This window comes from Mycolicibacterium vulneris, from assembly GCF_002104765.1.
GTDB lineage: Bacteria > Actinomycetota > Actinomycetes > Mycobacteriales > Mycobacteriaceae > Mycobacterium > Mycobacterium vulneris.
This window is the reverse complement of the sequence record NZ_NCXM01000001.1, coordinates 32,188-51,849: the sequence shown is the minus strand read 5'-3', so window position 1 is coordinate 51,849 and position 19,662 is coordinate 32,188. Positions and strand designations below refer to the sequence as shown.

Sequence of the window (19,662 nt, the reverse complement as noted above, 5' to 3'; positions counted from 1 at the left end):
TTTGGTGCAGATAAAGATCCATGGCCAGCTGCTGTAGCTGTAGGACCAGATCGCATAGCTGCCGTGCCCCGGTCACCTCGTGGCCGGGGGTATCGCGCAGGCGCTCAATGCACGCGTGGGTCAGGATAGAGACCGCTTCGGCCGAGCGTGCCGGCGCAGCGCATTCCAGGGTCGGTAACGCAATATCGCGGCCGAGGGTGGCATTGGCGCGGTCACGCAGCGCCGTCAGCCTGTCGATCAGCTCTAATTCGGTGGACCACCATTCGGTACGCGTTCGCCCACCTGGCGATATCCGGTTGCTCTCTCGGGCAAAGGAAACACTCATCGCGGCCGCCGTTCATCGTTGCGAGATTCCCGCATGTAGCACGAGATGGCAGCTGCTCGGTTGGCCGACCCCAACTTGTGCAGGATGTGTTTGACGTGGGATTTGATCGTGCTCTCGGCGACGGTGAGCCGGTCGGCAAGTTGTGCGTTGGTGGCGCCGCTGGCCAGCAACGCCAACACCTCGCGTTCGCGACTCGTTAGCCGGGCCAACCGCGCCGACTCCCGGTGTTGCTCAGGCCGGGCGCGCTCGTGCGTGCCGGTGGCGTTGAGGCTCTCGTTGCCAAGCTGAGCACCAAGTTGCAATTCGGGAACCCCGCATAGGGCGGGCAAGGAGCCAAAGGCCGAGCAGGCCTCGGCGAGGATGTTCTGCTGGCGCTGGGCGCGTTCGTTGAGTTCGGCGCGTTCGATGCACAGCCCTACCCCATCGGCGAACAGGCGCAGTAAGTCGCGGTCTAGTGCTGACAGGGTCTGGGATTTGGCGGGACGGTCCGCGTGCAGGAGTCCGACCACTACCGAATCGGCGACGACCGGTGCGACCACGTACTCGTGGGTGCCGGTGCGGGTGACTAACGGTCGGTGGGTGCGGGGCTCATTTTGCACGTCGGTGATCAACGCCGGGAGGCGACGGCGTACGACTTCGGCCTCCACGAGCGGGGAGGCCAACGCAATGTGGAGATCCTCGACAACGCCGTCGATTTCGAGGATCGCTGTGCCCGTGTCAGTCAGGCCGAACAACGCCAGCGGCGACCACGTCGAGCCGGCGACGCTCGAGATCATGACCCGGGCCCACGCTCCGGTTTCACACAGCAGCTTGGGCGCCAGGCGAAAGACGGCCTGTGCGGTCGTTAGGCGCCGAAGCTGATCCAGGGCGCCAATCAGGTTGCTCAAATTCTCGCCGAATCCGTCGTCGGACCCGCTGGCCACCGAGGCCGCGGGCGAACTCATCTGGGCCGGTTCGTAGGCCATGTCAGCGGACCCGACGTCTTCTGGCAACGGTAGGTACAGATCGGCGGTGATGTGTACATCCCCTTTCAAGGGAAACGCAATGCGGATCAGTGTTCACTATCACCCCATTGTTGGTGACGTGTATCACGTTTGTCAAAATTGGTGCTCGCCGCCACTACGCAACGGTTTGACATCGCACAACGGGCCTGCTGCCTGGGTGACTCCGGTCGCGTCCGTACCGTTTCTTTGATCCCGATTAGTTAATGTACATTCACTACGGGTGATTCTGGGGGCGGGCCCGCTCGGTCTGCCGTTCACCGTTAGGGGAGTAGTGTTGGCGCCACCGTACCGCTGGTCACACCGGTTGGCGTTGCCGGCCATCGCCGCGCCGATGACCAGTGTCTCGACACCCGATCTGGTGATCGCAGCCTGCCGCAACGGTGTGATCGGCGCGTTTCCCACCCACAACGCGCCCGATCCCTCGGTGTTGGATGAATGGCTGTCGCGCATGGGTGATGCACTCGGCCTCGGGGATGCGCCGGTGGCACCCAACCTGGTCGTGCACCCCAGCAACACCCGTCGCGACGCGGACCTGGCATGCCTGATCAGCCATCGTCCCGAATTGGTGATCACCAGCGTGGGTTCCCCAGAACCGGTCATCGGGCCCTTGCATGACGTGGGTGCACAGGTCTACGCCGACGTTGCCAGCCTCACCCATGCCTGGCGGGCACTAGCCGCTGGCGCCGACGGGCTGGTCTTGCTTACCGCCGGCGCGGGCGGCCAAACCGGATGGGCGAACCCGTTCGCGTTCGTGCGCGCGGTGCGTGAACGATTCGACGGGCCGGTGGTGCTCGCCGGTGGCATCACCGACGGCCAGTCCATTGCTGCGGCGCGAACACTCGGTGTGGACTTGGTCTATCTCGGCACCCGCTTCATCGCCACCCACGAGAGCGGCGCCGAGGACGGCTACCGCCACGCGGTCGTGGCCTCGACGCTGGACGACGTCCGCCTTTCTGACCGTGTCGGGGGAATTCCGGCAAGCCTTCTGGCCGCCTGGTTAGACGCCGACCAGCAGCGCAGCACCACCGCGGCCGCCCAGACCGAGGGGTTTCGCCAGGAAAAACTGTTGAGCAACCGCGCAGCCTGGAGCGCTGGGCACAGCGTCTCCGGGGTGCACGAGATCTCCGGTGTGGCGGAGGTGATCGCGGGGCTGGTCGCCGACTACCGCGCTGCGCGCACACGAATGCGGATGCTCGTCGATGACTAGCTGCACCACCTCGTGTCAGGCCGCACCTACCCCGTTCGGACTCTTCATCTCACCTGTTGGGGGTGGAAATCGCCGCCGGGGCCCCCAACGACTTTAGTGTTTGTTCGTCCACGACTGATTGGGATTCGCCGCTACAGAAGGGAAACCGATGCCCGTCCTCACGTCGGAGATCGACAGCTCGTCGGCGACCTATCAGGACAACCACGATGTCCAGTCCGCCGCGGTCGACTCACTCAACGAACAACTGGCTGTGGTGGCAGCCGGCGGCGGGCAACGCTACGTCCAACGCCATCACGACCGCGGCCGGCTGCTGGCTCGTGAGCGCATCGAGCTGTTGGTCGACCGCGACGGCCCCTTTATGGAGCTCTCCGCGCTCGCCGCATGGGGCACCGACTTCCAGGTAGGGGCTGCCATCGTGACCGGCGTGGGCGTGGTGTGCGGCGTGGAGTGCATGATCATTGCCCACGACCCGACCGTGCGTGGCGGCACGATGAACCCGTTCACTCTGCGAAAAAACTTGCGCGCGTTGGAGATTGCGCGGGTGAATCGGCTGCCGGTGGTGTACCTGGTCGAGTCCGGTGGCGCCGATTTGCCCACTCAGTCGGAGTTGTTCGTCCACGCGGGCAAGATCTTTCACGATCTGACCGAGTTGTCGGCGATGGGCATCCCCAGTGTCGCGCTGGTGTTCGGCAATTCCACCGCGGGTGGGGCCTACGTGCCGGGGATGTGTGACTACGCGGTGCTCGTGGACAAGCAGGCCAAAGTGTTTCTCGGCGGGCCGCCACTGGTCAAGATGGCCACCGGCGAGGACGCCGACGACGAGGAGCTCGGCGGCGCCGACATGCACACTCGGGTCTCTGGTCTGGGCGACTATTTCGCGGTCGACGAAGTCGATGCGATCCGCATCGGCCGCGATATCGTCGCCCATCTGAACTGGCACAAGCTCGGGCCCGGCCCCAGCCAGCCTGCCGACGAACCGCTCTACGACGCCGAGGAGCTCCTCGGCATCGCCTCCGGTGATTCGCGAGTACCCTTCGACCCCCGAGAAGTCATCGCCCGCATCGCCGACGGATCACGGTTTTCTGAATACAAACCACGCTGGGGCACCAGTATTGCTACCGGCTGGGCCTCGATTCACGGCTTTCCCGTGGGCATCCTGGCCAACACCCGCGGCGTGCTATTCAGTGAAGAGTCCAAGAAGGCAACAGAATTCATCCTGCTGGCCAACCAGACCGACACGCCGCTGATCTTTCTGCAAAACGTCACCGGCTACATGGTCGGCACCCAATACGAGCAGGGCGGCATCATCAAAGACGGTGCCAAGATGATCAACGCCGTCACCAACAGCACCGTCCCCCACATCACCATCAACATGGGCGGCTCCTTCGGCGCCGGCAACTACGGCATGTCCGGACGAGCCTATGACCCCCGGTTCATGTTCAGCTGGGTCAACGCCAAGCTCGCAGTGATGGGCGCCGCGCAGCTGGCCGGTGTGCTATCCATCGTCGGCAAAGCCGCCGCGAAGGCCGCCGGACGTGAATTCGACCTCGAGGCCGACGCCAAACGCACCGCCGAGATCGAAGAACAGATCGAACGCGAATCACACGCTTTCTTCGTGTCCGGACGTATCTACGACGACGGCGTGATCGATCCCCGCGACACCCGATCGGTACTCGGAATGGCGCTGTCCGCAGCACATTCCAACGTAGTCGCCGGTCGCCGCGGCTTCGGCGTATTCAGGATGTGAGGGACGTGATCACCAAACTGCTCATCGCCAACCGGGGAGAGATCGCCGCCCGGATCATCCGCACCGCCCACCAGATGGACATCGCCACCGTCGCGGTGTACTCCGACGCCGATCGCCACGCACCGTATGTGGCCCAGGCCGATGAGTCGGTGCATCTGCCTGGCACCGCGCCAGGCGACACCTATCTGCGGGGCGACCTGATCTTGGCGGCCGCGGCGAGCACCAACGCTGAAGCCATCCACCCCGGCTACGGATTCCTTTCGGAGAATGCCGATTTCGCGCAGTCTTGCATCGACGCCGGTGTCACTTTTGTCGGACCCAGCCCACACGCCATCACCGCGATGGGTTCGAAGATCGCGGCCAAAGACCTGATGCGCGACGCCGGGGTACCGGTGCTACCCGGAATCACCATCGAGTCGCAGCGCGACGAGGATCCCGAGACGCTGACCGCGGCCGCCTACGACATCGGCTTCCCCATCTTGGTCAAGGCCGCCTTCGGCGGCGGTGGGCGCGGCATGCGAATCGTGCGCGATGACACCGAGCTCGTCGAGGCGGTGCGCAGCGCTCGGCGCGAAGCCGCCTCGGCGTTCGGTGATGGGACCGTGTTTCTGGAGAAATTCGTCGAATCCCCCCGCCACATCGAGGTCCAGATTTTCGGCGACCGTCACGGCAACGTGGTGCATTTGGGGGAGCGCGAGTGTTCCATTCAGCGGCGCTACCAAAAGATCATCGAAGAGGCTCCCTCGACCGCCGTCGATGAATCCCTTCGCGCCGAGCTGGGACGCGCGGCCGTGTCGGCCGGCAAGGCCCTGGACTACGAAGGTGCCGGCACCGTCGAATTCGTGATGGCCCCCGACGGCTCGTTCTACTTCCTCGAGGTCAACACCCGGCTTCAGGTCGAGCACCCAGTCACCGAGTTGGTCACCGGCATCGATCTCGTGCGCGCGCAATTACTCGTGGCTGCCGGTCAACCGCTGCCCGCCGCGATGCTCGATGTCACACCGCGTGGACACGCTGTCGAAGTCAGGCTGTACGCCGAAGATGTCGCCGCCGGGTTCATCCCGGCCTCAGGAACGCTGCACACCCTGGAATTTCCCGACCTGGCCGGCGTGCGCATCGACGCAGGATTCGCCTCGGGCTCTCATGTCAGCACCTTCTATGACCCGATGCTGGCCAAGGTGATCGGCTACGGGGCCGACCGCGAGGAGGCCTGCCACAGAGTCGCCCGGGCGTTGCGCGACAGCCGCATCCACGGCGTCACGACGAATCGAGATCTACTCGTCGGCATTCTGCGCGAACCGCAATTCCGCGACGGCGCCATCGATACCGGCTACCTGGACCGACATGATCTCGCCGGCCTGATGGGGACCGACCGCAACGCGGACACCGCGCGCCTGCATGCCGTCGTGGCGGCGCTCGCGGCCCAGGCCGGCCGGCGCGCGGCAACAACGGTTTTACCGGGTTTACCCTCGGGGTGGCGCACCCTGGTCAGCCAGCCCCAGATGGTGTCGTTCACCCTCGGTGACGACCGCTTTGACGTCGCGTATCGCTTCGAGCGCGCAGCGCTGACCATCAGCGTCGGCGACTGGCATCCCGATGTCGAGGTGATCAGCGCCTCGGCAGCATTGGTCGACGCCGACATCGACGGTGTTCGGCGGCGCTACCGGATAACGCGCTCAGGCTCCGTGCATTACATCGACAGCCCCGCGGGTTCGACTGCCCTGCAAGAAGTTGACCGGTTCCCCGACCCGACCGCTGCGGCCGAGGCCGGCTCGTTGCTGGCCCCGATGCCTGGCTCGGTGGTGCGCATCGAAGTGAGCGAAGGGGTGACGGTCGCCGCGGGTGCCCCCATCATCGTGTTGGAAGCGATGAAGATGGAGCACACTGTGCGCGCGCCCGCTGACGGTGTCATCGCCTCCATCCCGGTCGCGCCCGGTGAGCAGGTCAATTCCGGTCAGGTGCTCGCCGTCGTCCATGGGGACGAGCAATGAGCGTGACTTACGAGGTGCGCGATGGTGTTGCGTGGCTGACGATCAACCGGCCCGAGGCCCGCAACAGCCTGAACAAGGCCGTGCGCGACGGGCTCTTCGACGGTGTGCGCACGTTCAACGCTGACGACACTGCCCGGGTACTCGTGCTGACCGGCGCCGGTGACAAGGCGTTTTGCGCCGGAGGCGATCTCAAAGAGATGTCGAGCGAGCGCCTGGCCATCCCGCCGATCGACTTCGTGCCCCAGTTCGGCCGCAACATCCAAGTCGACAAGCCAACGATTGCCGCCGTCAACGGCGCCGCGTTTGCCGGCGGGTTCCTGTTGGCCCAGACCTGCGATCTGTGCGTGGCCTCCACGACGGCCACCTTCGCGATCACCGAAGCGCGCGTCGGTCGGGGAGCGCCGTGGGCGGCCCCGCTGCCTTTGATGATCCCGCGGCGCATCGCGATGGAGTTGCTGCTAACGGCCGCGCCGATGACGGCCCAGCGTGCCCACGAGGTCGGTTTCGTCAACCGCCTCGCCGATCCCGCCGAGCTGACACACACCACCCAACAGTTGGCCCAGCAGATCGCCGCCAATGCTCCCTTGTCGGTCGCTGCGGGCAAACAAACCGCCCTGCTCACCGCCGAGCAGCCGCTCAGCGGCGCTTTCGACACCGCCGAAGACCTCTGGGCCCCGGTCTATCTCAGCAGCGATGCCCAGGAGGGTATGGCGGCCTTCGCCGAGAAACGCCGCCCGACGTGGAAGGGACACTGAGCCGTGAACCATGAAACCTATCAGCGGCTACTCAACGATTTGCGCGATGAATCAGACCACTTGTTCGAGTGCCTGTCCGGGCTGAACAGTCAGCAGTGGAGTCTTGCCACGCCAGCTGCGGGCTGGACCGTGGGGGACCAGGTAACCCACTTAGCATTCTTCGACGACGCGACCGTGATGGCCCTGCGCAGTCCGGCCGAATTCCGTTCGTTCGCTGACACATTGATGGCCGAGGGCATGGATTTCCCCGACCGCATCGCCGAAAAGCATCGACTCCTCACCCCACCAGCGATGTTGACCTGGGTCATCGGCGCGCGTGCTGAACTCCTGGATTCGCTCGCACCTCAGGACCCGAAAACACGTCTGCCGTGGTTCGGGCCCGACATGAGTACCGCGTCGTGCGCCACGGCTCGACTGATGGAAACGTGGGCACACGGACGCGACGTGTACGACGCCCTGGGTGTGAATCCTGCGCCCAGCCCTGGCCTGCGTAGCATCGCCCACTTGGGTGTCTCGACGTTCGCGTTCTCCCACACCCTGCACGGCATCACCGTGCCCGATGAACCCGTGTACGTCGAATTACGCTCGGCCACCGGAGAACTGTGGCACTGGGGTCCGTCGCACGCCGCCAACCACGTCTACGGACCCGCCGAGGATTTCGCGCTCGTCGTCACCCAGCGCCGCCACTGGACCCAAACCGCGCTGGTGGTCGAGGGACCGGTGGCCACGCAGTGGCTCGACATCGCGCAGGCCTTCGCTGGCGCACCGACCCGCCGGGCGGTGCCGCGATGAGCCGTGCGGTACGCATCGGCAACGCCTCAGCCTTCTACGGCGACCGGCTGGCCGCGATGCGCCAGCTCGTCGACACCGCCGAGCTCGACGTCATTACCGGCGACTACCTCGCCGAACTCACCATGCTCATCCTGTGGAAAGCGCGCCATAAAAACCCTGAATCCGGGTATGCCCGCACGTTCCTCACTCAGTTCCAACAGGTTGTCGCAGCCTGCGCCGAGCGCGGCATCAAGGTCGTCGTCAATGCCGGCGGCCTCAATCCCACCGGCATGGCCGACGCGGTCCGCACCATCATCGCCGAGGCCGGCGTCGAGCTCACCGTCGCTCACATCGAAGGTGACGACCTGATGCCACACCTGGCGCAGCTACGGGCAGCCGGCGAACAGTTCGTCAACCTCGACACCGGAGTAAAACTCGACGACATTGGGGTACAACCTGTTTCGGCCAACGCTTACCTCGGTGGGTGGGGCATCGCCGCCGCTCTAGCACGCGGCGCCGATGTGGTCATCACCGGACGTGTCACCGACGCCGCCCTCGTGGTCGGCGTCGGCGCATGGTGGCACGGGTGGGACCGCCGCGACTATGACGCCCTGGCCGGCGCAGTCGCCGCCGGCCACATCATCGAATGCGGCCCCCAAGCCACCGGCGGCAACTACTCCCAGCTCGATGAGATCACCGACCGTCGCTACCCGGGGTCACCCATCGTCGAGCTCGCTCACGACGGAAGCTTTGTCATCACCAAACCAGCCGGCAGCGGCGGGCTGGTCTGCCCCGGCACCGTCACCGCGCAGCTGCTCTACGAGGTGGGCCGACCCGAATACGTCAACCCCGACGTCGTCGCACACTTCGACACCCTGACGATCACGGCCGACGGTACCGACCGGGTACGGGTTGCCAGCACCAAAGGCAGTGCACCGCCGCCCCTGTTGAAGGTGGCGATGAACTACATCGGCGGTTACCGCAACACCATGACCATGGTGCTGACCGGCCTCGATATCGAGGACAAAGCCACATGGGCTATCGACGAGCTCTTCGAGATCCTGGGCGGGACGGATCGTTTCGATGAGGTCGACGTCCAGTTACTGCGCTACGACAAACCCGACCCGCGCTCGGTCGTCGACGCCACCGCTCACCTGCGGGTGACAGTCAAAGACCGTGACCGCACAGCGGTCGACCGCGCCTTCTCCAACGCCGTCATCGAGCTCGCCGTCGCCGGTTACCCGGGCTTTCACACCACCACTCCGCCCACCTCGGCGACCGAATTCGGCGTTTACTGGCCCACAGTGCTACCGGCCCACCTCGTCGAGCAGGTCGTGGTTCACCACACCGGGGAGCGTGAAATCATCCCGCACACCAGCGATTCGAGCGAACGACCAGTTGCTGCGACAGGTAATTCGTTGTCCGACCGTCACGTCGACTATGGGCCGACCACCCGGCGACCTCTGGGCGACGTGGTGGCCGCGCGCTCGGGCGACAAAGGGGGCAACGCCAACGTCGGTCTGTGGACTGACAGCCCGGAGCGCTGGGAGTGGCTACGTAGCCATCTCACGGTGGACCGGTTTTGCGCCCTGGTCCCCGAATCGGCCGGGCTAAGCGTGCACCGCTACGAGTTCCCCAACCTCAAAGCACTCAACTTCGTGATCACCGGTTTCCTCGGCGAAGGTGTCGCGTCATGCACTAAGACCGATCCGCAAGCCAAAGGTCTGGGCGAATACGTGCGCGCCCTGCACACCGATATTCCCGACAAGCTCGTGTCGTAATGGATTTCACCGAACCAGCAGAACACCGCGATCTGCGCGAGGCCGTCGGTGCGCTGACCGCCAAATACGGTCCCAGCTACTTCGCCGAGCGTGCCAGGGATCACCAGCCGACCACCGAACTATGGCAGGACCTGGCCCGTCACGGATTCATCGGCATCAACTTGCCCGAACAGCACGGTGGCGGCGGCGCCGGAATGACCGAGCTGGCCATCGTGTGCGAGGAAACCGCCGCTCACGGTTGCCCCTTGCTGCTGCTTTTGGTCTGCAGCGCCATCTCCGGTGAACTGCTCACCCGCTACGGCACCGACCAACAACAACGGGAATGGTTGCCGCGCATCAGTTCTGGTGAAACCAAGGTGGTCTTCGCGATCACCGAACCCGACGCGGGATCCAATGCCCATCAGATCAGCACCGCAGCCACCCGCGACGGCACTGACTACCTACTCAACGGCACCAAGTACTACATTTCCGGCGTCGATGAAGCGGGCGCGCTGATCATCGTCGCTCGCACCGGCCCGGACCACCTGTCGCTGTTTCTGGTCCCCACCGACGCGGCCGGGCTGATCAAGCACCGGCTCCCGGTGGGTATCAGTGTGCCCGAGAAGCAATACACCCTGCATCTCGACAATGTTCGACTACCCGAATCGGCTCTCATCGGCACCGAACATGAAGGCTTTCGGCAGGTCTTCGACGGACTGAACCCTGAACGCATCACCGGCGCCGCCGTCTGCGTCGGCATCGGACGGCACACCCTGGCCAAGGCCGCCGACTACGCGCGCAGCCGCACGGTGTGGGGTCCACCCATCGGGACCTATCAGGGGATTGCACATCCCCTGGCCGAAGCCAAGATCGTTGTGGACCAGGCCGCCATCATGACCGCAAAAGCTGCCTGGCTCTACGACCACGATCGACCGGCCGGTGAAGCCTCCAACATCGCCAAGTTCGCTGCCGCCGAGGCGGCGGTCACCGCGGCCGACCGCGCGATCCAAGTTCACGGCGGTAACGGGCTGTCCGCCGAATATGGTCTGATCCCGCAATGGGGCCTGGCACGGCTGTTACGCATCGCGCCCGTGAGCCGCGAAATGATTCTCAACTACGTTGCCCAGCACAGCCTTAACCTGCCGCGCTCCTATTGAGAGCCGTGGGGGAGCGCAGGATAGGAACTCGGTGAAACTCGGACTTCAGCTCGGATACTGGGGGGCGCGGCCGCCCGAGAACGCCGCAGCCCTCGTGGCTGCCGCCGAGGACGCCGGTTTCGACGCCGTCTTCACGGCTGAAGCGTGGGGTTCGGACGCCTACACACCACTGGCCTGGTGGGGATCACACACCACCCGACTGCGGCTGGGCACCTCGATCGCGCAACTGTCGGCACGCACCCCGACCGCCTGTGCGATGGCGGCGCTGACGCTTGACCATCTCTCCGGTGGCCGGCACATCCTCGGACTCGGTGTCTCCGGGCCCCAAGTCGTCGAAGGCTGGTATGGGCAACGCTTCAGCAAACCTCTGGCCCGCACCCGCGAGTACGTCAGCATCGTGCGCCAGGTACTGGCCCGCGAAGCGACCGTCACCAGCATTGGGCCGCATTACCCGCTGCCACTGACCGGAACAGGCGCCACGGGCCTGGGTAGCGCCCTCAAGCCGATCACCCATCCGCTGCGTGCCGATATCCCCATCATGCTGGGGGCCGAAGGGCCTAAAAACGTGGCGCTCGCCGCCGAGATCTGCGACGGGTGGCTGCCCATCTTCTACAGCCCGCGACTGGCCGGTACATACAACGAATGGCTCGACGATGGCTTTGCCCGTCCCGGTGCCCGACGCAGCCGCGCCGACTTCGAAATCTGTGCCACCGCCCAGGTAGTCATCACCGATGACCGAGCAGCGGTCTTCGAGGCCATGAAACCTAAGCTCGCGCTTTACCTCGGCGGAATGGGAGCCGAGAACACCAACTTCCACGCTGACCTGTATCGCCGGATGGGCTACACCGAGGTCGTCGACACTGTGACCAAGCTGTTTCGCGCCGGCCGCAAGGACGACGCGGCCACCGTCATCCCCGATGAGCTCGTCGATGACACCGCCATCGTCGGCGACGTCCATTACGTGCGCGAGCAGGTTGCCGCGTGGCAGGCGGCCGGCGTGACCATGATGGTGGTCACCGGCCGCTCGTCCGAGCACATCAAAGAACTCGCAGCGCTGGTATAAGGCACGGAATCACTGTTGTATTCGTCAGTTTCATCGAGAGGTTCTTGCCGTGCCCAGCCGCAGCGTCGAAGGCCGCGGATTGCAAAGGCGGTGTCCGTTGTCGTTGCCAGCTACGCCAGGGCCCACCAGCCTTACCGCTACCTTAGGAGCAGCTTATTTTTCTTACTATTCGTACACTCTCGCTCGGCAGGTCGATGGTGGTAACCGCCAACGGCTGGCCGCGGCGGCGGGAAAGGACAAGGGCGAATCATAATGACTAAGAGCGCATTTGAGAAGTATTTGCACGCCATTACGGCGAAAGCGATGTGCGGCGATGCGGTTCGCCGCGACGAGTTATTGGCGGTACTGGCCAGCAATGACGATGACCTTCTCGATGTGATTGCCGCCGCTGGCCGGGTACGCCGTAAGTTCTTCGGCCGCCGGGTCAAGCTCAACTACCTGGTGAACATGAAATCCGGTCTGTGTCCCGAGGATTGCGGTTACTGCTCGCAGCGGCTCGGGTCGACCGCTGAGATCTTGAAGTATTCCTGGATCGACGTCGCGGAGGCGGCCCGACATGCCCGATGCGCCATCGATGCCGGCGCCAAACGTGTCTGTCTGGTCGCTGCCGGCCGCGGCCCGAGTGATCGCGACATCGGGTGGATTGCCGGGACGATCGCGGCGATTAAGGAGTCCGCCCCGGCTGTGGAAGTGTGTGTCTGCCTGGGACTGCTCAAAGACGGACAGGCCGATCGGCTGCGGGAGGCCGGCGCGGACGCCTATAACCACAACCTGAACACCAGCGCTAAGAACTACGCTCAGATCTGCTCGACCCACACGTTCGACGACCGAGCCGCCACCGTTGCTGCCGCGAAAAGCGCTGAGCTGTCGCCGTGTTCCGGCGCGATCTTTGGGATGGGAGAATCCGACGACGACATCATCGATGTCGCACTGGCTCTACGAGAACTGCAACCGGATTCGGTTCCGGTGAACTTCCTCATTCCGTTTGAGGGCACCCCGTTGGGCCGTAATTGGGAACTAACACCGCAGCGGTGCCTGCGCATCTTGGCGATGTTCCGGTTCGCCTTTCCTGATGTCGAGGTCCGAGTCGCCGGCGGCCGCGAGATTCACTTGCGCTCATTGCAGCCTCTGGCCTTGCATGTGGCGAACTCGATCTTTCTCGGCGACTACCTCACCAGCGAAGGGCAAGCCGCGCAAGACGATCGGGCCATGATTGCCGACGCCGGCTTTGTGATCGAGGGCGTCGACGAACCTACCCTGCCAGCCGAGCGCCATGATCTGGTCGTGACTCGGCACCGCGGCGCCGGCACCTCGGCCGCGGCCAATACCTGACGCGGCGCTCGGCGATCTAGACAGCGGAGTGAACAGGGTCCGTGGCCAACAGCCGATGCACAGAAGTCCTAGCCATACTCAAATCGCAGTTTCGCCTGCTTCAAAGGCGTCAGCAATAACTTATCCACAAATGGTTGACTTGACGCAAACTATTTTCCCACCATGGTCGTACGGATCGGCATGATGCCGCCGGAGCCCTGGCGCGACGGCAGCCAACCCGCAGTAGAAGCGACCCGTGAGATCGACGACTAGTTCGGCAGCCGGCAACGACGTTTCCCGCCCTCGACTCCCTTGCCAATCGGTCGATTCCACGAAGGATCGCCTCGACAGCGCCGCCGCGCGCTTTTACCTTGCTGGCTAGATGGGCCTCCAGATTCACCGTCGCCGCGGCTGTTTCGGCCTCCTCATGGGCACGTGATACCACGTCGCTGGGCTCGATGATTTCATCGAGCCAGCCGCCGGCGATCGCCGCGTCCCCAACAAATCGGCATGCCATGGCGATGCCTCGATGAAACGCGGGCGGCGTTAAGCGCATCCGCATGATCTCCACCGCCGACATCGGCAACGTCATCCCTGTCGCCACCTCTTTGGCTTGGCAGCGCGTGCGAGCCGAACCAACACGATGATCGCCACTGAGGAGCAAAAATGAACTTATCGCGATCGCCGGGCCAGTCGCGGCGATGATGACCGGCGACGGAAACATCAACAGCCGCACCGAAAGACGGAAACCTCCGCGTAGCATGTCCAGCGTTGCTTGCTGGTCAGCGGCGGCCAATACCCCCAAGTCGAAACCGCCGCAGAATAATCGGTCGTTGCCGGCCAGCACCACCGCACGCATTTCCTGCTGCTCGGCGAGGTCGAGAGCATAGTTGATCTCGCGCTGCATCACTGGCGACAGCGCGTTCGCCTTACCGTCGTCGAGCGTAACGGTCGCGATGGCGCCGTCCACGTCGCACTCGAGCACTCATGCAACCTCTCCTCAAAGCCCGTTTGTATGGGTCGTATCTACTTGCTGGCCCGGAGGGCTTCGAACACGCTGGGGTCGACCAACGTCGAGGTGTCACCGAGTGCACGACCTTCAGCGACGTCGCGTAGCAATCTGCGCATAATCTTGCCGCTTCGCGTCTTGGGAAGCTCTGGTACGACGTGAATGTCGCGTGGTCGCGCAATCTTGCCGATTTCCTTAGCGACCTGGTTGCGCAGCTTCTCAACCATGTCAATGTCACCCTGCGCGTGCGTCTCTAGAATGACGAACGCACAGACGGCTTGGCCGGTAAGGTCATCGGAGGCGCCGACGACGGCAGCTTCGGCCACCCCCGAGTGCCCGACGAGCGCTGATTCGACCTCCGCGGTCGAAATGCGGTGTCCGGAAACGTTCATCACATCGTCGATACGGCCTAATACCCAGATGCTGCCATCAGAATCCACCCGCGCACCGTCACCGGCGAAGTACCAGCCCTGCTCTGGATAGCGCGACCAGTAGGTCTCCTTGAACCGGTCGGGATCACCCCAGATGCCGCGCAGCATCGACGGCCACGGCTGATCGATCACCAGGTAACCTGTCACGTGCTCGGCCTCGTCAGCGCCAGGTACCAACGCATTACCGTTGTCGTCGACGACTTGAGCCGAGATCCCGGGAAGTGGGCACATCGCCGAGCCGGGTTTGGTAGCCGTCACGCCGGGCAGTGGCGAGATCATGATGGCGCCGGTCTCAGTCTGCCACCACGTATCGACGATCGGAGCGCGGTCGGCGCCCACCACAGCTCGATACCACCGCCACGCTTCGGGGTTGATCGGCTCACCTACGCTGCCGAGTAGCCGCAGGCTAGACAGGTCGTGCGCGTCAGGGATGTCACGTCCCCACTTCATAAACGTCCTGATCAACGTCGGTGCGGTGTAATAGATGGTGACACCGTAGTTTTCAATGATCTCGAAATGGCGGTGCTCATCGGGCCAATTCGGGGTGCCTTCGTAGACCACCTGGGTGGCGCCGTTAGACAACGGGCCATATACCCCGTAGGTGTGGCCAGTGATCCAGCCGATATCAGCTGTGCACCAATAGATATCGGTCTCCGGCTTGATGTCGAAGACGCTGTAGTGGGTGTAGGAGGCTTGGGTGAGATAGCCGCCGGAGGTATGCACGACGCCCTTCGGCCTGCCGGTAGTACCCGACGTATAAAGCAAAAACAGCGGATGCTCGGAATCAAACGGTTCCGGCTCATGTTGGGCTGGCGCCGCGCCCACGGTCTCATGCCACCACAGGTCGCGCCCGTCGACCCAGGATATGGCAATCCCGGTGCGCCGCAGCACAAGAACATGCTCGACCGAGGTTCTGCCCTCCGCGGCCAACCTCGCCACCGCCTCGTCGACCGATGATTTTAATGGCGCGATCTCTCCCCGTCGATACTGCCCGTCAGCAGTGATCACCAGTCTGGCCCGGGCGTCTTCGATACGCGCGGCCAGCGCCGAGGAGGAGAACCCGGCGAACACCACGCTGTGCAGCACGCCGAGCCGTGCACACGCCAACATCGCCACGATTGCCTCGGGCACCATCGGCATATAAATCGCGACCCGATCGCCGGCCGTCAGTCCAAGATCGGTCAGTGTGTTCGCCGCCTTGCTGACCTCGGCCACCAGACTCGCATATGTGAGATCGCGGTGATCGCCCGTTTCACCTTCCCAACGGATCGCGACCCGCTCACCGTGGCCGGCTTCGACATGTCGGTCCAGGCAGTTGTACGCGACGTTGAGCTTCCCGTTGACAAACCATTTCGCGAACGGGGCACCAGACCAGTCCAGTACCTTTTCAAATGGCGCGTTCCACGCCAATCGATGCGCCTGCGCAGCCCAAAATTCGAGTCGATCCTGCGCGGCCTCACGATACGACTCCGCAGTGGTGTTGGCCCGAGAGGCGAACCCCTGTGTGGGGGCAAACGCAGAAGCCGCCCGAGCGTCTTCTAGGGAGTGATTACTTGGTGTCGACACAGGGGATGAACCTTTCGTGATAGTGCTCGGGCCGAGATGTGCGCCGCGGGCTGCCCGACATGCGTTGTCATACAGGGATGTTGAGTTTGTCGTGATGCGTTCTGCGCTCGTCCTCACCGGCTATGATCAAAGCCAACGGAAGCTGCGCGACGACCACAAGGACCCAAAAGACGGCGACCCGTATGACGCAGCATCGCGTGGTTGGCGGCACCGGGCTGTAGCCGCCGAGACCGGTCGTGCAGCTCATTGAGCGAAATCTTGGCGTGGTTGTGACTCCTCTTCTGGCACACCGCTCGTCAGTTCCGCACTATCACGCGGTGATGTGATTGCCGGGCGGGAGCTGAATATCGAAGACACCGGGCGCCGTTTGTACTGTCATCCCCAGATAGGTGAGATAGTGCCGGGCATCCCGACGTGTTGCCCACGTCGAGCAGTGTCGGCTATCGCTACGTTCGACTATCCACATCGTGGAAGCGCCCCACCTGGCATTGGCGTCCGGGGAAGCCGTGAACGTTGGTCCAGCGTCAGCTGCGGTGCGCAACTTCCTGGCCTGTCGGATCGGGCGCACTGCCGATCTGCAACGGCGATCAGCGGGCCCGTGACCAACTGTGTCGATATCTTGTTCACCTCCACGGCTGCCAAGCGAACCGACCATGTGCCCTCCGGGTCAGACAACACACCGTCGTTGTCAGGATGCAACGCGTCCCGTCGGCGCACACCCTCCCAATGGGGGGGCTGTTTCCTCCAACGGAGCCGTCAGCGTACAGATCCGCCCAACTCACCTATACGGCGAGCAAGACGCCGGCGGTCGTCCGACTAGGGGAACCCAGGTTGTGGGGGAGAAGCGCCGCAGTCAAACCTTGCCAAGTTATGGCATGGTCCGTTCCGGGCATCAACGCCTGCACGCGGCGACCACCTTGAATGGGGGATTGACCTCCCGCCGGGAGAGGGTGCCGCCCCACGGCCGTCGCAAGCATCCTAGGTTTAACTTTTATTAGCCGAGGTCTGCACGAGACCGACGAATGCCGACGCCGCCCTACGAGCATCCCCTTAAATTGGCCGTGCAGACCGTCGCAACGATAGTGCTGTGGACGGCAACCGCGTTGATCGTCGCGATCGCGCTACGCCGTGCCGCCAAAGAGCGATCGGCTCTAACAATTATCGTTGTTCTCGCCGTGGCAATCGGCAGCCTGATCGAACCGCTCTATGACATTGCCTACCACCTGCTCTGGTACGTCCCAGGCCATTGGACACTCTTCACGTCATTTAATCTGCCGCAACCGGTTTGGGTGATGCCCGCCTACGTAACTGTATTTGCCGGACCCACTCTCTATTTGTACCCCAAGTTTGCTGCCGGCGTATCTCGGCGCGACATCGTACGCTACGCCGGATTGACTGTCGTCACAACCGCAGTGTTCGAAACGGCGGCGGATACAAAGAAGTTGACTATCTGCTGCAATATGCAGACTAATTTCATGGATAATGGCGATTATCCATTAGCGGCTAAATGCCTAGATGCACAACCGCTTTCATCATCGCGGACACTCGCACGACGTATTCGGGTGTTATCGGTGAACGAGATCCTCTCGGCCTTAGGGAGGCGAGCTGATCGGCCGACGGAAGTCAGCGTTATCGGCAACATCGCGCATGCAGTGCTGCCCCGACTTCCGCGCGTCGTCATCCAGATCGGCGCGGCCAGATCCAGTGGACCTACGACGGCCCCGCCATCGCCCACACGGTCGCCCCGTTCCTGCCGCCGCCGTTGAGCACCCTGGCCGAAACCGTCCTGGGTGCGGCCGACGCCACCGGCGCCGGTCACTTCGGGCCGAATCCGGCCACCAATCCCAACTTCACTCACCTGGCGACCGGGGCCGCCACGGTTCCCGACGGCCACGGTGGCACCCTCAACCTCGGTGACGCGCACGGGCACAGCGACTACCCCCGCTTCCCCGACGGCGGCGGCACCAGGACGACCAACTACAACATCGCGGCCGTGTTGGCCGGACTGGGAGATCAGGCGGTGTCCACCGACGCCGCCAAGGCGCTGGCAACGCTGAAATCCCTGCCGTCGTTCGAGCACACTCAAACCCAGGTGCAGGCCGCGATGAACCAAATAACCTTGCCACAAGCAAATTGATACCCTCGATCGTCTGGGAAACCCCGCACGAGGGCTCCGGCCTGGGCTGCGAACGGCCCTACGATCAGACCGACGGACGGGGCTACTTCCTCCCCGATGAGGTGGCCGCCAACGTCGCGGTCTCCGAGCAGCAGTGGGCGAGCATCCAGGAGACCGCCAAACAGGCGGCCGCCAAGCTGGACGCCACCGACATTCAGGTCATGCACGACAACCCCGGCAACCACGACGTGGGCTTCTACGGCCCACCGGAATCTTCATCAAGGTCGGCTACCGGGGAAACCTCGTCGTGTCGGGCTACACCGGCTGCCGGTTGCCGCGCGACAAGAAATAACTTCGGGCCTCACTCGAGGCGATCGCGCCCGCCCGACGGCCTGCTCGCCCCGACGGCCGCCAGCGTGGCGTCGTCCAGGCGAGAGGGCAAACTGGGTTCCTCATCCGCGGAATCGGCGTTTTCGACCGCCTGGCTGCGGCCCAGGGCGACCGTGGCCGCCGCCATCGCCGCGACCGCGACAGCGAGGACGAGCGCCGTCAGGCCGCCCACCGCCAGGTGCTCACCGAGCACGACAACCCCGAGCAGGACGGCGACCACTGGTTCACCCACCAGCATGATCGGCACCGACGCCTGCAGCGCTCCGGCATGAAACGCGGAGTTCTGCACCACGGTCACGGTCACCGCCAGCGCCACCAGGACATACGGGGCGGGGACGGTCATGAGCGCATGCCATCCGCCGACCGAGTAGCGGTGCGTGCAGACCTTCGTGACGACCGCGATCACGCCGAGCAGGATCGCCACCGCGACGCCCAGCAGCGAGGCCCGTACCCGGCCCGCGGCGCGGTGGGCCGCGACGACGCAGGCGATCACCGATGGCACGGTGATCGCCAATGCCAGCGTCCACGCGGGAATCGGGGGCCGGCTGTGGCCCTCGCGCGGCTGGCCCACCAGCAAGAAGACCGCCAGCGCCACCGTCAGCAGCATCGCCCAGCCCCACTGGACCCGACTGATCCGCTGGTGGCACAGCGCCGCGTTCAACGGCAACGCGAACAGCAGCGACGACACCAGCAGCGGCTGGACGAGCAGCAGCGACCCGTGCGCCAGCGCCATGGCCTGAAACACGTAGCCGGCTACCGCGGCAAAGGTCCCCGCCCACCACAGCGGCTGGCGCACCAGCGTCGTGGCCATAGCCGCGGACATGGCCTCATCACCCGGAACGCGGTGGGTGGCCCGCTGGCGGACCACGATTCCCACCGCAGCCCAGAACGCGGAAAGCAAAGCCGAGAAGATCGCAACCGCGTGCGTCGTCACCCACCCCATGCCCTGAGGGGTACCCCTGACCTCGGCCGGGTTAACTCGCCCTTTCGGCTCCGACCTGTCCCGCCTTAGGCTGGGTGGCCGGCGGGAAGTTCGTCCCGATCGGCCGATCGAAAGGA

The 19,662-nt window shown here is 64.2% G+C and carries 13 protein-coding genes and 3 pseudogenes; 12 read left to right on the top strand and 4 right to left on the bottom strand.

Translation table 11 applies throughout. From position 1 onward, the window contains the following. Positions 1-321 precede the first annotated feature (321 nt). Complete coding sequence (locus tag B8W69_RS31135) at positions 322-1,359, bottom strand: LuxR C-terminal-related transcriptional regulator (RefSeq protein WP_133057945.1); 1,038 nt, start codon at positions 1,357-1,359, stop codon at positions 322-324. Positions 1,360-1,660: 301 nt separating this feature from the next. Here B8W69_RS31135 and B8W69_RS00190 point away from each other — a divergent pair, with 301 nt between their 5' ends. From B8W69_RS00190 to bioB, 9 genes are all read left to right on the top strand, one after another. Next, positions 1,661-2,536 carry an NAD(P)H-dependent flavin oxidoreductase gene (locus tag B8W69_RS00190; protein ID WP_110881803.1) on the top strand — a complete coding sequence of 292 codons (876 nt, stop codon included), beginning with the start codon at positions 1,661-1,663 and terminating at the stop codon, positions 2,534-2,536. A 148-nt stretch (positions 2,537-2,684) separates the two neighbouring features. Then, positions 2,685-4,283 carry an acyl-CoA carboxylase subunit beta gene (locus B8W69_RS00185; RefSeq protein ID WP_085287971.1) on the top strand — a complete coding sequence of 533 codons (1,599 nt, stop codon included), beginning with the start codon at positions 2,685-2,687 and terminating at the stop codon, positions 4,281-4,283. A gap of 5 nt (positions 4,284-4,288) precedes the next feature. Further along, complete coding sequence (locus tag B8W69_RS00180; protein WP_085287970.1) at positions 4,289-6,274, top strand: acetyl/propionyl/methylcrotonyl-CoA carboxylase subunit alpha; 1,986 nt, start codon at positions 4,289-4,291, stop codon at positions 6,272-6,274. Beyond that, the gene (locus tag B8W69_RS00175; RefSeq protein ID WP_085287969.1) at positions 6,271-7,029 is read left to right on the top strand and encodes an enoyl-CoA hydratase/isomerase family protein; all 759 of its coding nucleotides are present in this window, start codon (positions 6,271-6,273) and stop codon (positions 7,027-7,029) included. The genes B8W69_RS00180 and B8W69_RS00175 overlap by 4 nt, the downstream gene beginning before the upstream one ends. A gap of 3 nt (positions 7,030-7,032) precedes the next feature. Next, the gene (locus tag B8W69_RS00170) at positions 7,033-7,821 is read left to right on the top strand and encodes a TIGR03084 family metal-binding protein (protein ID WP_085287968.1); all 789 of its coding nucleotides are present in this window, start codon (positions 7,033-7,035) and stop codon (positions 7,819-7,821) included. Next, complete coding sequence (locus B8W69_RS00165) at positions 7,818-9,581, top strand: acyclic terpene utilization AtuA family protein (protein WP_085287967.1); 1,764 nt, start codon at positions 7,818-7,820, stop codon at positions 9,579-9,581. Before B8W69_RS00170 ends, B8W69_RS00165 begins: the two co-directional genes overlap by 4 nt. Next, positions 9,581-10,717 carry an acyl-CoA dehydrogenase family protein gene (locus B8W69_RS00160; RefSeq protein ID WP_085287966.1) on the top strand — a complete coding sequence of 379 codons (1,137 nt, stop codon included), beginning with the start codon at positions 9,581-9,583 and terminating at the stop codon, positions 10,715-10,717. Before B8W69_RS00165 ends, B8W69_RS00160 begins: the two co-directional genes overlap by 1 nt. A gap of 31 nt (positions 10,718-10,748) precedes the next feature. Next, positions 10,749-11,780, top strand: a complete 1,032-nt coding sequence (locus B8W69_RS00155; protein ID WP_085287965.1) for an LLM class F420-dependent oxidoreductase — start codon at positions 10,749-10,751, stop codon at positions 11,778-11,780. 252 nt (positions 11,781-12,032) lie between these two features. Then, positions 12,033-13,112 (top strand): biotin synthase BioB, encoded by a 1,080-nt coding sequence (bioB, locus tag B8W69_RS00150; protein WP_085287964.1) that lies wholly within the window; start codon positions 12,033-12,035, stop codon positions 13,110-13,112. Positions 13,113-13,389: 277 nt separating this feature from the next. Here bioB and B8W69_RS00145 read toward each other — a convergent pair. Together B8W69_RS00145 and acs are read right to left on the bottom strand one after the other, a co-directional pair. Continuing rightward, a pseudogene (locus tag B8W69_RS00145) lies at positions 13,390-14,076 on the bottom strand (crotonase/enoyl-CoA hydratase family protein); the annotation flags it as partial. Between the two features lie 41 nt (positions 14,077-14,117). Beyond that, positions 14,118-16,097 carry an acetate--CoA ligase gene (gene acs, locus B8W69_RS00140; RefSeq protein WP_085287962.1) on the bottom strand — a complete coding sequence of 660 codons (1,980 nt, stop codon included), beginning with the start codon at positions 16,095-16,097 and terminating at the stop codon, positions 14,118-14,120. 1,022 nt (positions 16,098-17,119) lie between these two features. Here acs and B8W69_RS29700 point away from each other — a divergent pair. The 3 genes and pseudogenes from B8W69_RS29700 to B8W69_RS32065 all read left to right on the top strand — a co-directional run. Beyond that, positions 17,120-17,863, top strand: coding sequence for a hypothetical protein (locus B8W69_RS29700; protein WP_110881786.1), 744 nt, complete (start codon positions 17,120-17,122; stop codon positions 17,861-17,863). Continuing rightward, positions 17,797-18,120 (top strand): annotated as a pseudogene (locus B8W69_RS32145) (putative alpha/beta hydrolase); the annotation flags it as partial. The gene B8W69_RS29700 and the pseudogene B8W69_RS32145, both read left to right, overlap by 67 nt. A 110-nt stretch (positions 18,121-18,230) precedes the next feature. Beyond that, a pseudogene (locus B8W69_RS32065) lies at positions 18,231-18,419 on the top strand (LppA family lipoprotein); the annotation flags it as partial. Positions 18,420-18,574: 155 nt separating this feature from the next. Here B8W69_RS32065 and B8W69_RS00130 read toward each other — a convergent pair. Beyond that, positions 18,575-19,546, bottom strand: a complete 972-nt coding sequence (locus B8W69_RS00130; protein ID WP_085287961.1) for a DMT family transporter — start codon at positions 19,544-19,546, stop codon at positions 18,575-18,577. Between the last annotated feature and the right edge of the window lie 116 nt (positions 19,547-19,662).